Below are 15,062 nucleotides of genomic sequence, written 5' to 3' on the forward strand. Positions count from 1 at the left end.
CGAGCGCTGTATGCGCTGCGCAAGCACACGGTGGAGCCGGTCTTCGGCATCATCAAACACGTGATGGGGTTCCGGCAGGTCTCGCTGCGCGGTCTCGACAAGGTCAGCGGTGAATGGCGCTTGGCCACCATGGCCTGGAACATCAAGCGGATGCACCGCCTGACGGCAGGGTGAGGGAAACCCCCTCATCTGGCCCCGCATAACGGGGCCAGAATCGGCGCAGGGAGGGTCAACAGCGTCTTTCCAGCCGCATGACCAATTACCCTGCGGAAAAACCAACGAGGGGACGCTGCATCTGCGGTTCGAGCCCCTTAACCCGACAGCCTGCTAGCGAAACGCAAGACGAGGTTCCCCCTCATGCAAGCCTACCTGCTGGATTTTGCCAACTTCATGCTGCGCTGGCTGCACGTCATCGCTGCCGTCGCCTGGATCGGTGAATCCATCTACTTCGTGATGCTGGACAACAGCCTGCGCCCGCCCAAGGCCGCCGAGGATCGCAGCAAGGGCGTATTCGGTGAGATGTGGGCGGTGCACGGTGGCGGCTTCTACCATAATCAGAAGTACGCCAGCGCCCCCGACAAGCTGCCCGAGGACCTGCACTGGTCGTTCTGGAAGGCCTATACCACCTGGCTCACCGGCTTCGGCCTGTTCGTCATCCTCTACATGGTCAACCCGAGCTTCTATCTGGTGAATCCTGGCAGCGACTGGGCCTGGGCGGCGAACATGAGCGGCTGGCAGGCCAATGTCATGGCGCTGGTCTTCCTGCTGGCCGGCTGGGTGGTCTACAACGAACTGTGCAAGCGCATCAGCCCCGACATGGAACGCGACGGCCTTCTGAGCATCGCCGTGGCGGTAATGATGGTAGTGGTGGCCTACCTGAGCAGCCAGATCTTCTCGGGACGTGCTGCCTTCCTGCTCACCGGCGCGGTGATGGCCACCGCCATGTCGGCCAACGTCTTCTTCTGGATCATTCCCGGCCAGCGCCGCATGGTGAAGGCGATGAAGGCCGGCGAGACCCCGAATCCCCTGGATGGCAAGCGCGGCAAGCAGCGCTCGGTGCACAACACCTACTTCACCCTGCCGGTGGTGCTGCTGATGATCAGTAACCACTACTCCTTCGCCTACGCCCATGAGCTGTCCTGGGTGATCATGTCGCTGTTCATCTTCGCCGGTGCCCTGATCCGCCAGTATTTCGTGCTGATGCATGCCGGTCACAAGCGCCCGGCCTATCCAGCGGCCGGAGTGGCTCTGATCCTGGTGGCGTTCTGGATGGCGGCTCCCTCAAGCGGTAGCCAGGCCAATGCTACGGCCGCCGTGGCCCCCGATCTGGAGGAGGTGCACGAGATCATTCAGGCGCGCTGCGTGACCTGTCACTCTCGCGAACCGACCCAGCCGGGCTTCACTGCACCGCCGGCCGGCATGGCCTATGACACCCTCGAGCAGCTCCGGACCCAGCAGGAAAAGGTCAAGGACGTGGTGGCGAGCGGTTACATGCCGCTGGGTAACATGACCGGGATGACCGACGAGGAGCGCGCGATCATCGCCGCCTGGGAAGAGTGAACCGAGACCGGTCGCCGGCCGGCCACCGACATGTATACAATGTTCGTGCATGCCGGTGACTATCAGGGAAGGAGGGGCTCGATGAACCAGCGCCAGACGATTACTGATGGTGACAACTCGGGACGACCGGGCAAGAGCGGGGACGGTGCCGAGCGTCACGAGGAGATCCACCGTTCGATCAGCGACGCTATCATCGAGCATCGCCTCAGGCCCGGGGCGCGCCTGCGCGAGGATGCCCTGGCCGAGGTCTTCGGCATCAGCCGGACCGGGATCCGTAAGATCCTACAGCGCCTGGCCCTGGAACAGCTCGTCACGCTGACGCCGCGCCGTGGGGCCAGCGTGACCCGGCCCACCGCCGAGGAGGCCAAGGATGTATTCGACGCTCGCCAGATGGTCGAGTGCGGTTTGATGCCGGAGGTCGCCCGGCGCATCACCGATGATGACCTGCGCGAGCTTCTCGAAATGGCCCGGCGCGAGCGCCAGGCCCTGAAGTCCGGCGAGCAGAGCATGGCGATCCGGCTCTCTGCGGACTTTCACGCCCGCTTGGCGCGCATCTCCGGCAATGCCACCCTGGCCGATTTCGTCGATCGGCTCTGTTCACGTTCCTCGCTGATCCTCGCGGTCTATGGCAATCCCGGTCACCTCGGCTGCGAGTCCCACGACCATGACGATCTGATTGGCTACCTGGAGGCTGGCAACGGCGAGCGCGCCCAGGCCTTCATGGGCCGACACCTCAAGGCCATCGAGGCCTCGCTGTCCATCGTCGAGGAAGAGGCGGAGGCGCCGGACCTCCACAGGATCTTCTCTGACTGAGGCTAAGGCTCGGCGCGCAACTCACTAGTTCCCTAGTGAGCCGCGCTTGGTGGTGGAGTCGCCATCAGGCTTTGCTCTTCGCCCTGGCAACCCTCCGGAGCCACGCCATACTGAGGGCATGGAAGACACTCTCGGGTGATATGGTCGTGTCTCTACCGACAGATGACGCCCCGGAAGAGATTTCCCTGGGCAGGGTCTATGAGGAGTATGTCCGGATCAGTGAGGTCTGCAACGACTATATTCACCGGTCGCTGGGGGACATACGCCTATTCGGCTCCATCGGGGCCCTGCTGGCGTGGGATCCCCTGGCACGCCTGTTCGAGCTGGATGCCCAACTCCAGCAACCGGTGACCCCGGTTGGCTTCCTGATCCTGCTGCTGTTGATCGTGCTGGTGATGTTCTTCGACCTGCTCAAGCAGTCGATCTTCTTCTTCCATCTGCAGCGCATGCAAGCGCTTGAGCGAGTCCTCAACCGTGCCGCCGGTGATCGCGGCGAGCTCTTCCATCTCGCCGGCGGCTGGCCGGACTGGTTTCGACGCTACCATGCCCCCGCGGCCAATGGCTTCTGGGGTGTCTTCTATCTGCTGGTGGTGGTATTTCCATCGATCATTCTCTACCTGCAGGAGTATGGGGGTTGGCTGTTCGTGTATCTGCCGACCGCTATCGTCTTGCTGGGATTGCATGCGTGCTGTGCCATGCGGATATTGGGCTCTCTGGAACCCTGAGAGGCTGTCAGATTTGACCGATCGTCTGGATAACCAACTCGCTCTCAATTTATCGACGTCACCGCTGTGATCGTGAGGGTACTGCGTATGTCGGAGGGCTGCCCGGCATGGCCGGGCAGCGATCGTGGGGCCGTGGCTTACTCACGGAAGCGCTGGCAGGGGGCCCAGTGCTTCATCAGCAGGAAATAGGTCAGGCCGGCCGGTATCAGGCTGGCGTACCAGGAGACAGCCGAGAATGAGAGGGCAGCGACGATGCCCACCGCGGTGGCCACCAGTGCCGCGTAGTTCATGCCTTGGTAGGGGCCGGTTTCGTCATACAGCTTGCCGAGATCCAGGGTGCGGCGACGGATGATGTAGTAGTCCACCACCAAAATGGCGAAGATCGGGCCGAGGAAAGCCGAGTAGGTCTGCACGAAAAGTTGCAGGCCGGCAGCGGAATCCGGCTGCACCAGCTTCCAGGGGAAGGTGGCGAAGGCCAGAAGACCGACGATCACGGTGGCCACCGGGAACTTCAGCTTGAAAACGTCCATCAGCACATAGGTCGGCGGTACCACGTTGTTGAGCACGTTGGTGGTGACCTGGGCGAAGGCGATGAACAGCAGGGTAGTCATCAGCAGCGGGGTGTTGTCCACGGCGCTGGCGAACACCTGAATGGGGTCGGCAGTGCCGGTGGCCTCGGAGACCATGTAGCCGATCAGGCCCATGAAGAGGGTGCAGGGCAGGATCGACATGGCGTAGATGGTGGTGAGGAGCCCCGGGCCGGTGCCGTGCTTGTGCTCCCGGGAATAGTCGCTGACGTTGAGCATCATGGTGCTGTAAATCCCCAGGAACAGCATGGTGGCGCCCCAGAACGGCATTCCCCAGGAGCCTTCCATGGTCAGCAGACTGGCGGAGAGTTCATCACCGTAGCGCTGCACCGTGGCGTAGAACATGTACATCAGCGAGGCAAGGATGAAGGCGCTGCCGATGTTCTCCAGCCACTTGATGCCCTGGAAACCCATCACCGACAGGCCGATCTGCAGGAACTGGAAGGCGATGAAGTAGAAGATCAGATTATCGAAGCCGAACAGGGTGGCCGAGACCATGTTCAGGGCGCCGGCACCGATCCAGCTCTGGAAGCCGTACCAGACCACCGCGGGCACTGCCCTCACCAGCCCGGGAATTCGCGTGCCGGAAAAGCCGAAGGCGCTGCGCGCCTGGACCATGAAGGGGATGCCGTACTTGTAGCCGGCTGCTCCGTTGATGGCCAGGGCAATGCCGATAACAAAGCAGCCGATGGCGATGGCGAGGGTGGCCTGGATCAGGTTCAAGGTGCCGACCACGCTGGAGCCCATGGCGAAGGTGCCGATGGAGACGCAGCCGCCGAACCAGGCCAGGAAATAGGAGGGCCGGCCCATGATACGGGTCTGCTGGGGGGCCAGGCTCTCCTGACCCGGAGCCTTGGTGCTTTTGTCGCTGGTCTGTGAGGGGGCAGCGGCGATCCCCGCGGCCGTGGTCGTGCTGTCGGGAGTGGGATGACTCATGGTGATGTCCTCGCAAGTCGTTTCTGTGCTTGTGGTTGTCTTCCGGCAGGGACTGCCGTGGAAGGCTTGCGGCGTGGCGCGCGCCGGTGGCGCGATGCGTTCTAGTTGTTCGTTACGGCTATTGATGCACGAAGCGTGCCGTTCAGAGCTGCGGCGTCAACTGGGAGAAGCCTTCGAAGCGCCCCGTGAAGGTCTTGGGCCGGGGGAAGGCGAGGTCGCCATGCTTGCTGGTACAAAGCCCCAGACCGACCAGGGCCTCGGCCAGCTTGACGGCGGCGGTTACCCCCTCGACCACCGGCAGGCCGACCTCGCGGCTGATGGTGTCGGTCAGGTCGGCCATGCCGCCGCAGCCCAGCACGATGGCGCCGATATTGTCCTCGTCGCGGGCCTGTCGGCACTCGTCAATGATGCGATTCAGGGCCACGTCATCATCCGCTTCCAGGTCCAGCACCGGGATTTCCGCGGCGCGAACCCGCCGGCAGTGCTGGTGAAAACCGTATTGCTCCAGCAGGTGCTCGGCGATGATGCCGGTACGTCCCAGAGTGGTGACGATGGAGAAGCGGGTGCTGATCAGCGTCGCCATATGGAAGGCGGCTTCGGCGATCCCGATCACCGGTGCGCGGGTCAGTTCGCGAGCGGCCAGCAGGCCGGGGTCGCCGAAACAGGCGATCACGTAGGCATCCGCGCCCTCACGCTCGCCGGCCAGCACCTCCTCGAGCACGCCGACTGCACTGACGGCCTCGTCGAAGTGGCTCTCGATGGAGACCGGTCCATGGTCGGGATGGCGCGCAGAGATGCGGGTACCGGGGGAAGCGATGCGGCTCGCCGCCTCGCCGATCGTGGCCGTCATGCCGGCAGTGGTATTGGGGTTGATGACGCGGATATGCATGGCGAGGTCTCTCGGAGGTTAGCTTCGTGAACAATAAATTTTATCTTTGTACACAAAATAGCTCCCGAGGGCACAGTCTGCAAGTACGGAAATCCAACCTAGAATATAAAAAATATTCGTTTAATATTAATAGTTTAGCGTTTTTACGAGCAATCTTCAGAAATGTCACCGCAAGCAGCAACCGGCAATGGCACACGATTCCGCCTCAAATGAGGACAGTTTATAATTAAAAATGTATACAGTATCGGGGTTTACAGGACCAAACCCTAGTCCACATCGGCTTGGACTTTGCTGGAGGGTTGCGGACTTAGTGAGCACACTCTATCTTTGCATTGTATACACGATATGCCCCGTCTCCGGCGTTTCGCCGGTGTAAGGCGCCAGAACAATCAGGAAGCCCAGCCATGACGCACGTTCCCTCGACCGATTATCCCCGTGACCTGGTCGGTTACGGCCGCACCCCGCCCCACGCCAACTGGCCGGGTGGGGCGAGGATCGCCGTGCAGTTCGTGCTCAACTACGAGGAAGGCGGCGAGAACTGCGTGCTGCACGGCGACGAGGGGTCCGAGCAGTTCCTCTCCGAGATCATCGGTGCTCCCGCCTTCCCCGATCGCCACCTGAGCATGGAGTCGATCTACGAGTACGGGTCGCGGGCCGGGGTGTGGCGCATCCTGCGCGAGTTCGAGCGCCGCGGCCTGCCTCTCACCGTGTTCGGCGTGGCCATGGCCCTGGAGCGCCACCCCGAGGTGGCCCATGCCTTCAAGGAACTGGGCCATGAGGTCGCCTGTCACGGCTATCGCTGGATCCACTACCAGGAGGTACCGGAAGAGGTCGAGCGTGAGCACCTTAAGAAGGCGATGGCGATCTTCCAGCGCCTCTATGGCGAGAAGCCGCTGGGCTGGTACACCGGTCGCGACAGCCCCAACACTCGCCGGCTGGTGCTCGATGAGGGCGGCTTCCTCTACGACAGCGACTACTACGGCGACGACCTGCCGTTCTGGACCCGCGAGGCGGACAGCCAGGGCCGTGAGCATGACCATCTGATCGTGCCCTATACCCTGGACAGCAATGACATGCGCTTCGCCGCCCCCCAGGGGTTCAACACCGCCGACCACTTCTTTACCTACCTGCGTGACGCCTTCGATGTGCTCTATGCCGAAGGCGAGGAGTCACCGAAGATGCTCTCGGTGGGCATGCACTGTCGCTTGCTGGGCCGCCCGGGCCGCTTTCGCGCCCTGCAGCGATTCCTCGACCATATCGAGGCCCATGACCGGGTCTGGGTGGCGCGACGCGTGGATATCGCCCGCCATTGGGCGAAGCATCATCCGGCGCCAGGCCGCTAAAAATTGCACTCGAGTAGGTTCGCTTCCTGGACGACCGAGGGGCGCCGGGGATAGGCCGAAGAGGAGGTCCTACGCCAGGGATGGCGTCGGTAGCGCCCAGGGAAGGGTTCACAGCGCCTCCTCGAAGGCCTGTCGCCGGATCAGCCCCGAGGGACTTGTCCCATAGCGAAGCCAGAGATCCGATGACTCAGGACATCCCATGAAACAACGCAACTATTACGCTCCGCACGGCGGCCATCCGCCCCAGACCCAGCTGCTTTCCGACCGGGCGGTGTTCACCGAGGCCTATGCCGTCATCCCCAAGGGTGTCTTCGGCGACATCGTCACCAGTAACTTGCCGTTCTGGGAGGGCACCCGGCTGTGGGTGCTGGCACGTCCGCTCTCCGGGTTCGCCGAGACCTTCTCCCAGTACATCATGGAGGTCGCCCCCGGTGGGGGCAGCGAACACCCCGAGCCCGACACCGAGGCCGAGGGGGTGCTCTTCGTGGTGGAGGGCGAGATGACCCTGACGCTGGCCGGCGAGCGCTATCAGATGCAGCCCGGTGGCTACGCCTTCCTCCCTCCCGGCAGTGACTGGCAGCTCAGGAACGAGGTCGACTCCCCGGTGCACTTCCACTGGGTGCGCAAGGCCTACGAGCGGGTCGAAGGCATCGAAGTGCCCGAGGCCTTCGTGGTCAACGAGAACGATATCTCGCCCAACGAGATGCCCGACACCGAGGGGCGCTGGGCCACCACCCGCTTCGTCGACCCGGTCGACGTGCGCCATGACATGCACGTCAACATCGTCACCTTCCAGCCCGGCGCGGTGATCCCCTTCGACGAGACCCATGTCATGGAACACGGCCTCTATGTGCTGGAAGGCAAGGCGGTCTACCACCTCAACCAGGACTGGGTGGAGGTCGAGGCCGGCGATTTCATGTGGCTGCGTGCCTTCTGCCCCCAGGCCTGCTACGCCGGTGGCCCGGGGCCCTTCCGCTACCTGCTCTACAAGGACGTCAATCGCCACCCAAAGCTGCACCTTGGTGGTCGCTGATACCCACGAGAGGGTCCCCGGGTAAGCCCCGATAGATGGCTGTTCTGGATTGGAGACTGACATGCTGGAACTGAAAGCCGAGCCGCTGACCGCCGAGGCCTTCGCCCCCTTCGGCGAAGTGATCGATGCCCGGATCTCGGAGTGGTTTCCCATCAACGCCGGGCGCACCCGGCGCTATCACGACCTGGCGATGGTCGAGACCCTGGGAGAGGGAGCGCGGACGCTGATCAACATCTTCGTCAGCCAGCCGGTGGAGATACCGCTGGAGCTCGACTTCCTGGAGCGCCACCCGCTGGGCAGCCAGGCCTTCATGCCGCTCCACGAAGAAAGATTTGTGGTGGTCGTCGCACCACCGGGCGACGAGATCGATCCCGCTGAGGTGCGCGCCTTCGTCACCGACGGTCGCCAGGGGGTCAACTACCGTGCCGGCACCTGGCACGCCATCCAGTCGGTGCTGGAGCGGGAAGGGGAGTTCCTGGTGGTCGACCGTGGCGGCGAAGGGAACAACTGCGACGAGTATCCTCTTGCGGTTCGCGTGACCCTGGTATGAGTGCCCATCAGTGGAAGCCGAGGGCCCAAGGAGCTGGCATCTTTTACCCTCCATAAAGGAGGGCGCCTTGCCGCAAGGTCAGGGAAGCGGGCGATTGATGGCGGCGATTGCATCGCCGGTATGCTGCACATGATCGGCCAGCAGCCGCCGTGCCAGGTCACTGTCCCGGACCTTGAGAGCTTCAAGGATTTGGCGATGTTCCTGGGTAGATTCGCTCCAGCGGCCAAGGCGATCCAGGGCCAGGTAGCGTGCTCGTTCTAGCCGCCCCAGCAGGCTTCGGTGGGTCTCTGCGAGGACAGGGTTCTTGGCACCGGCCACGATCAGTCCGTGAATTCGCTGATTGAGCTCGAAGTAGGCATTCCGATCTCCCTTCTCCAGCAGACGCTCCAGGCGCTCCTGCAGTGTCTCCAGTCGCTTGAGTTCGGTATTCGTCATACGTTGAGCGGCAAGGCTCGCTGCCAGGCTCTCGATACCGGCTTCCACCTCGAAGAGATGCTCCAGCTCCTGAGAATCGATCAGCGATACCTGAGCGTTGCGGTTGCGCCTCAGAGTCACCAGGCCATCGGTAGCCAGCATCTTCAGGGCTTCGCGCAGCGGTGTGCGGGAAATACCGAGCTGTTCGCACAGCTCCGGCTCGATCAGCCGCTGACCTGGTGCCAGGCGCCCGTGAACGATCAGGTCATGCAGCGCCAGGTATGCCTCCTCGGCCAGTGAGGGGGTCGTGATGCGTCTTCGCCCGAGCAGGGCCGCTCCTTCCATCGTCATGTCGTCCATTCTTCTTTGCTGGGGAGACGCAGTGATTGTCTCCGAACACTTGGTAAATACACAATCAGCCGCCCGGAGTCACAGACCTGGCAATATCTCGTCCGACCAGGCGTGCCAACGCCACGGGAAGCCCCTTGCAGGGTTTCTCGGGAGGCAGGGCGAAGCTGCCAGCGGTGGGGGCGGCGGCGCCGAGGTCAACCAGTGCCTGGGCCTGGTGCAGGGCGCAGGTGACACCGTCAAGGGCGGGTACTGGCAGGCGGCTGGCTACGCTGCGGGCCAGCCCCGCCAGCGGTGCACCGGCGAGGATAAGCACATCGGCTCCGTCATCCTGGACCGCTCGCTCAGCTAGAGTAACCAGCCGCTCTCCCTGGTCCTCCTGAATCCGGCCGATGTGCGCCAGGGGCTCGTCCAGGGCACGAATGCTGGCCAGACGGTTGCTGAACCCGCAGGCTGCGATGTTCTCCCGATACCAGGCCTGAATGCGCTGGGAGATGGCGATGACGGAGAACCGGCTGCCGACCTGGCAGGCACTGACCAGGGCTGCTTCGGTCATTCCCACGACCGGAATCTTCAGAATCTCTCGCAAGGCGGCGAGGCCGGGGTCGCCGAAGGCAGCGACTACCACCGCGTCGTGGTCAGCATGGCACTCGGCGGCAATTTGCATGGCGGCATAGCCGCCGATCTGTGCCTCGGCTCGCGTCTCGATATAGGCCACCCCGAACGGAGCGGTGGCCATGGTCAGCTCGGTCCCGGGTCGGATGCTACGGAGTGCTTCGGACTCGATCAGATCAGTCACATCGCCTGAAATGTTGGGGTTGATGACCAGGAGTTTCATGGCGTTTTTCCTTCAATCGTTATGATTATGTGGGTCGGCTCAATAGCCCAAGGCGCGGGGAAGCCAGGTGACGATGCCCGGGAAGGCGATGCAGGCAAACAGCATGGCGTACTGGAAGGCGATGAAGGGCCATGCACTCTTCATGAGCTCGTTGAGGCTGATCCGGGAGATGCCGCACATCACGAACAGCAGCACCCCCACCGGAGGCGTCATCATGCCCACTACCAGGTTCATCACGAACAGGAAGCCGAACAGAAGCGGGTCAATTCCATAGGTGAGCGCGATTGGGGCAAGCAGCGGCACCAGCATGATGTAGGCTGCGTTGGACTCGATGAACATCCCCACCCCGATCAGTAGCACCATCACTAGCAGCAGGAATACCAGAGGATCTTGAGTGAAGTCCTGAAGCCAGCTAGTCAACTGCATGGGAATCAGGTCGAGGGTAAAGGCGAAGGTCATGGTCGAGGCAAAGGCTATCAGCGCGCCTACCATGGCGGCGGTGACAGCGGCATTGAACATCGCCCGTGGCAGGTCACTGAGGCGCAACTTCCGTGTCACGAAGAAGCCTATGAGCAAGGCGTACACCACAGCGATCGCCGCTCCCTCGGTAGGGGTGAAGGCCCCGGCAACAATGCCGCCGACCACCACGAAGGGCATCAGGAGTATCGGCAGGGCGCGCCAGGTTTGAATCAGCACATGCTTAAGACCGAGCTCGCCGCCGACCAGTGGATATCGGCGCCGCATGGAGATAAAGGTGGCTAGCCCCATGAAGCCAAGCGCCAGGATGATGCCCGGCACCACACCTGCCATGAAAAGGCCACCAACCGAGACTGAGGAGCCAGCCATGAGGGCGTAGACGATCATGGCATTACTCGGCGGGATGATGGCGCCAAGGTTCGCCGCCGAAGCTACCACCGCACTGCTGTAGCCGGTGCCGTACTGTTGGCGCATGGACGGCACCAGCGAGCTGCCCAGGGCACTGGCGCTGGCTACGGCGGCTCCGCTCACTGCCGCGAGTACCATGCCTGCGACGATAGCCACGTGGGCTAGCCCACCGTGCACGCGGCCCACCAGTGAGTTGGCAAAGTCCACCAGGCGCTGAAGTATGCCCGCCGCCACCATCAGTTCGCCTGCCAACATGAACAATGGGATGGCCATCAACGGGAAGCTATTGACCGAGTGCATCATGCGCTGAGGCAGTATCGAGAAGTCCAAGCCGCCGACATGGAGGCCGACCAGAGAAGCGACGCCCAGTGCGAAGGCCAGGGGCATGCGCAACAGCGCGAAGCCCAAGAAAGTGAAGATGATGGCCGGCGTCATGACGGGGTTCCTCCGTGATGTTCCGGAGCGCTGGGTAGCGGCTCGAGGCCCAGGGCCTGAGCCACAAGGTGCAGGCAACTATGTGCTGCGCAGACCAGCACAGCGATATAGAAGAGGGCGGCAGTGACCGGCAGGGTCGGCATCATCTCCTGCCACTTGCTGGCCACTGCACCGATGCTGATCCAGAACAGTGCGCCCATCATGGCGGCACCTACCCAGGACATCAGCTGTGCGAGCCGGCGTTGAAGGAACTCCGGGAAATGAGTCACCAGGGCATCGATGCCCACGTGGATACCGATCTTAATGCCGTGGGGAATGGCCAGGAAGATCGCCCATACGAAGAACAGCCGCGAAAGCTCATCAGCAGAGTCGATGGAGCTCGATAGAACATAGCGGGTGAATACCTGGGCTGATACGAGCAGCGTCATCATGCCCATCGCCACAAGAATGGCGTAGTAAGAGCTGCGATCCAGGATTATCAGTCCGCGAAGGAAAGAACGCTTGAAGGGGCTGGAGGCGGTTGCCCCCAGCCGGTTCCATGCAGGTGTCACGACGCCTGCTCCTCGAGAACCTGATCAACGATCTCGGAACCGATCTTCTCTCGCAGATCGTCCACCACGACTTGGCTGGCTTTGCGCAGTTCGGCGCGGGTCTCGTCGCTGATGGGGGTGAACTCCATACCTCGCTCGATCAGGGTTTCCCGTGCCGCTTGATCCTCCTCTGCAGCGGTCTGCCGCTGCCAGGCCACGGCTTCGTCCATCGATTCGAGAACCGCCTGTTGCTGCTCGTCGCTCAGTCCATTGAAGGTGCTGCGGTTGGCTACTACCACAATGAAGTCATAGAAGTGCCCGCTGTCAGAGAGGTACTTCTGCACCTCGTCCAGCCGTTTGGTGCTGATGATGCTGTAGGGGTTCTCCTGGCCATCCAGGACGCCCTGCTGCAGTGCCCCGTATACCTCATTGATGTCCATTGATACCGGGTTCGCACCGATTGCGCGGAAGGTGTCCAGGTGAGTCTCGTTGGGTTGCAGCCGGATCTTCAGGCCCTCGAAGTCCTCGATGGACTCGATGGGACGTTCGTTATTGGTTACGTGACGAAAGCCCAGCTCCATGTAGCCCAGAGCAGTAAAGCCCTTCTCGGCTAGCTTCTCGTCGAGCATCTCACCCACTTCGCCGTCTATCAGCTCGAAGGCTTCCTCGCGGCTATTGAAGGCGAAGGGCAGGCTCAAGGCCTCCAGCTCAGGCACCGTGCGCGACAGGTATGAGATTCCGATCCAGGTACCGGCGATGGCACCCGTGCTGACCTGATCGACATTCTCGCCAGCGCCACCGAGCTGCATGTTGGGGAACAGCTGGGCGGTCAGGTCACCGTCAGTGCGTTCGGCCAGGGCTTCCTGGAACATCTCCATGGCGCGACTGCTGGAGTGATCGTCGGTGAAGTTGCCCCCGAAGCGCAGATTCTCTGCGCTGGCCATCAGCGGAGCCCCTAGGCCCAGGGCCAGCAGTGCTGCGGAGGTGCGTCGGGCAAGTACTGTTGTTGTTGTCATGCAGAAATCCTCTTGGTTCCACGAGTGGCTGGAAGGCCGCCTGCTGGAGCAGGGCGACTGTCTTAACCCTAGAACAGGATCAATCAAAATACAAAATACAGGATACTATAATTTTTTTATTCATTTAAAATCAATAGCTTGATTTTTAATTTTTGCATAAATTTGCGGTGGCATGCCCGGGTGGGGGTTGCAAAGTTGCCATCCTGTGCAAGGCTATATACGTAGATTGGATACAGTATACAGAATATCAAGAACAATCCTGGAGCGCCCATGGAACGCACCCTGATCGGAATGCTGACACCGTCCTCGAATACCGTGCTGGAGCCCTTTACCGCGGCGCTGTTGAGTGACCTTTTTCCCGAGGTCACCGCCCATTTTCAACGCTTCACTGTCCGCGAGATCTCCATGCGTGACGAGGCGCTGGCTCAGTTTGACCCGGCGCCGCTGCTAGAGGCCGCCGGGCTGCTCAACGATGCCCGCATGGATGTCATTGCCTGGAACGGCACCTCCGCCAGTTGGATGGGGTTCTCGGCTGATCGCCGATTGTGCGCCGCCATTACCCAAGCCACCGGCGTTCAGGCCACTACCAGCGTGCTGGCACTCAACGAGGTGCTTGAGCGCACCGGGATGACACGCCTGGGACTGGTGACTCCCTACCTTGACGATATCCAGTCGGCCATCGTGGCCAACTATGCCTCGGAGGGGGTCGAGGTGGTGAGCGAGCGGCACCTCAACGACAAGGGGAACTTCTCGTTCTCCGACTATGACGAGCAGACCCTCGCGGAGATGGTTCGCGAAGTCGCCCGTGATGCCCCCCAGGCGATCACCATTCTCTGCACTAACCTACGCGGGGCTGGAATCGTGCCGGCCCTGGAGCGGGAGCTCGGCATTCCGATATATGACTCGGTCAGCGTCACCGTATGGAAAACGCTTGCGCTGGCGGGAGTCGACCCCTCGCGAGTCAAGGGCTGGGGGCAGCTTTTTCAGGACCCGCGCCTAGGCGCCTGACGACACGGATGCTCGATTACCGATGTAACACCCACAACAAAGTCTAAGACGAGGTGACACCATGTCCATCAAGACACCCTTCAAGGCCCTGGCACTCAGCGTTTCGCTCGCGGGCGGCATTGCGGCCGGCGGCTTGGCCCAGGCGGAGACCACGCTGCGTGTGGTTGGCAACTTCTCGGGTAACAAGCTGCACGTGGATGAGGTCGAACGTCCCTTCTTCCAGGAGCTGAATGATCGTGACGACCTGACTGTGGTCTACAACACCATGGACGCCATCGGCGTGGAAGCCGCCGATGCCCTTCGCAACATCCGTTCCGGAGCCTTTGACGTCATGTCGGTGCAGATCGGCATGGCCTCCCGTGACGAGCCTTTCTTCGAGGGCATCGACCTGGCCGGGGTGTCACCGGATCTGGATACCCAGCGTGAGGCTATCGATGCCGTGCGTGATGCCTTCGATTCACGCTTGAAGGAGCGTTTCAACGCCAAGCTGATGACGCTGTGGCCCTTCGGTCCGCAGATGATGTTCTGTAACGGCGATATCGATGACGTCGGTGACCTCTCCGGCAAGAAGGTGCGTGTCTTCACTCCTTCAATGTCCAGGCTGGTAGAAGGGCTCGGTGCGACCCCGGTAACCCTGCAGTTCAGCGAAGTCTATCTGGCGCTGCAGCGTGGCGTGGCTGATTGCGGCGTCACCGCCCCCTCTGCCGGCAACAACGGTAAGTGGCCCGAGGTAACCGATACCTTCGTGCCTCTGCCACTCTCCTACTCGGTCCAGGGCCACTTCATGAATCTGGATACCTGGAACAGCTTCGACGAGTCGCAGCAGCAGGCGCTGACTGAGGCCTTTGCCCGGCTCGAGGAGCAGATGTGGGAGCTGGCCTATGGCGTCAATGACGATGCTATCGCCTGCAATACCGGGCAGGACAGCTGCTCCCGTCATGAGGCCTATGACATGGCGCTGGTGGAGATCGACCCGGCCTCTCGTGAATTGGTGGAGACAATCACCAAGGAAGAGGTCCTCCCCGTGTGGGCCGAGACCTGCAGCCGGCAGTACGAGGGTTGCGTCGAAGTCTGGAACGAGACGGTGGGTAAAGCCGCCGGCATGACCATTTCCGAGTAATGCTGCTAGCGCGCTCCGGACGGCACGGATCG

Annotated in this window: 16 protein-coding genes; 9 read left to right on the top strand and 7 right to left on the bottom strand. The window is 62.0% G+C overall.

Going from position 1 to position 15,062, the window contains the following annotated elements:
• From BMY30_RS05950 to BMY30_RS05965, 4 genes are all read left to right on the top strand, one after another.
• Window positions 1-174, top strand: a 174-nt coding sequence (locus BMY30_RS05950) for a transposase (protein ID WP_139195482.1), incomplete at its 5' end; no start/stop codon positions are given.
• A 183-nt stretch (window positions 175-357) separates the two neighbouring features.
• Complete coding sequence (locus BMY30_RS05955) at window positions 358-1,560, top strand: urate hydroxylase PuuD (RefSeq protein ID WP_089711593.1); 1,203 nt, start codon at window positions 358-360, stop codon at window positions 1,558-1,560.
• Between the two features lie 81 nt (window positions 1,561-1,641).
• Entirely contained in the window at window positions 1,642-2,373 is a 732-nt protein-coding gene (locus tag BMY30_RS05960; RefSeq protein WP_089711595.1) for a GntR family transcriptional regulator, read from the top strand.
• 146 nt (window positions 2,374-2,519) lie between these two features.
• Window positions 2,520-3,098 (top strand): hypothetical protein, encoded by a 579-nt coding sequence (locus tag BMY30_RS05965; protein WP_139195483.1) that lies wholly within the window; start codon window positions 2,520-2,522, stop codon window positions 3,096-3,098.
• A 137-nt stretch (window positions 3,099-3,235) separates the two neighbouring features.
• Here the strand turns inward: BMY30_RS05965 and BMY30_RS05970 are convergent, their stop codons facing one another.
• Both BMY30_RS05970 and BMY30_RS05975 read right to left on the bottom strand, forming a co-directional pair.
• Window positions 3,236-4,621 carry an NCS1 family transporter gene (locus tag BMY30_RS05970; RefSeq protein WP_244516131.1) on the bottom strand — a complete coding sequence of 462 codons (1,386 nt, stop codon included), beginning with the start codon at window positions 4,619-4,621 and terminating at the stop codon, window positions 3,236-3,238.
• A gap of 142 nt (window positions 4,622-4,763) precedes the next feature.
• The gene (locus BMY30_RS05975) at window positions 4,764-5,510 is read right to left on the bottom strand and encodes an aspartate/glutamate racemase family protein (protein WP_089711599.1); all 747 of its coding nucleotides are present in this window, start codon (window positions 5,508-5,510) and stop codon (window positions 4,764-4,766) included.
• A 404-nt stretch (window positions 5,511-5,914) separates the two neighbouring features.
• Here BMY30_RS05975 and puuE point away from each other — a divergent pair, with 404 nt between their 5' ends.
• From puuE to BMY30_RS05990, 3 genes are all read left to right on the top strand, one after another.
• Window positions 5,915-6,853: an allantoinase PuuE gene (gene puuE / locus BMY30_RS05980; RefSeq protein ID WP_089711601.1), complete on the top strand. Its 939-nt coding sequence runs from the start codon at window positions 5,915-5,917 to the stop codon at window positions 6,851-6,853.
• A gap of 199 nt (window positions 6,854-7,052) precedes the next feature.
• Window positions 7,053-7,886 carry a bifunctional allantoicase/(S)-ureidoglycine aminohydrolase gene (locus tag BMY30_RS05985; RefSeq protein WP_089711603.1) on the top strand — a complete coding sequence of 278 codons (834 nt, stop codon included), beginning with the start codon at window positions 7,053-7,055 and terminating at the stop codon, window positions 7,884-7,886.
• A gap of 61 nt (window positions 7,887-7,947) precedes the next feature.
• Complete coding sequence (locus BMY30_RS05990) at window positions 7,948-8,436, top strand: ureidoglycolate lyase (RefSeq protein ID WP_089711605.1); 489 nt, start codon at window positions 7,948-7,950, stop codon at window positions 8,434-8,436.
• A 78-nt stretch (window positions 8,437-8,514) separates the two neighbouring features.
• Here the strand turns inward: BMY30_RS05990 and BMY30_RS05995 are convergent, their stop codons facing one another.
• The 5 genes from BMY30_RS05995 to BMY30_RS06015 all read right to left on the bottom strand — a co-directional run bounded on the left by BMY30_RS05995 (window position 8,515) and on the right by BMY30_RS06015 (window position 12,902).
• Complete coding sequence (locus BMY30_RS05995; protein WP_211607257.1) at window positions 8,515-9,201, bottom strand: GntR family transcriptional regulator; 687 nt, start codon at window positions 9,199-9,201, stop codon at window positions 8,515-8,517.
• A gap of 64 nt (window positions 9,202-9,265) precedes the next feature.
• Entirely contained in the window at window positions 9,266-10,036 is a 771-nt protein-coding gene (locus BMY30_RS06000; RefSeq protein WP_089711607.1) for an aspartate/glutamate racemase family protein, read from the bottom strand.
• A 39-nt stretch (window positions 10,037-10,075) separates the two neighbouring features.
• A complete protein-coding gene (locus BMY30_RS06005) occupies window positions 10,076-11,356 on the bottom strand; it encodes a TRAP transporter large permease (protein WP_089711609.1) in 1,281 nt (426 codons plus the stop codon).
• Window positions 11,353-11,907: a TRAP transporter small permease gene (locus tag BMY30_RS06010; protein ID WP_089711611.1), complete on the bottom strand. Its 555-nt coding sequence runs from the start codon at window positions 11,905-11,907 to the stop codon at window positions 11,353-11,355. The genes BMY30_RS06005 and BMY30_RS06010 overlap by 4 nt, the downstream gene beginning before the upstream one ends.
• Complete coding sequence (locus BMY30_RS06015; RefSeq protein ID WP_089711613.1) at window positions 11,904-12,902, bottom strand: TRAP transporter substrate-binding protein; 999 nt, start codon at window positions 12,900-12,902, stop codon at window positions 11,904-11,906. The genes BMY30_RS06010 and BMY30_RS06015 overlap by 4 nt, the downstream gene beginning before the upstream one ends.
• A gap of 270 nt (window positions 12,903-13,172) precedes the next feature.
• Here BMY30_RS06015 and BMY30_RS06020 point away from each other — a divergent pair, with 270 nt between their 5' ends.
• Together BMY30_RS06020 and BMY30_RS06025 are read left to right on the top strand one after the other, a co-directional pair.
• Window positions 13,173-13,910 carry a maleate cis-trans isomerase family protein gene (locus tag BMY30_RS06020; RefSeq protein WP_089711615.1) on the top strand — a complete coding sequence of 246 codons (738 nt, stop codon included), beginning with the start codon at window positions 13,173-13,175 and terminating at the stop codon, window positions 13,908-13,910.
• Between the two features lie 61 nt (window positions 13,911-13,971).
• Window positions 13,972-15,030: a TRAP transporter substrate-binding protein gene (locus BMY30_RS06025; protein ID WP_170840084.1), complete on the top strand. Its 1,059-nt coding sequence runs from the start codon at window positions 13,972-13,974 to the stop codon at window positions 15,028-15,030.
• Window positions 15,031-15,062 lie beyond the last annotated feature (32 nt).

The sequence above is a fragment of the Halomonas daqiaonensis genome (assembly GCF_900109725.1).
Lineage (GTDB): Bacteria > Pseudomonadota > Gammaproteobacteria > Pseudomonadales > Halomonadaceae > Halomonas > Halomonas daqiaonensis.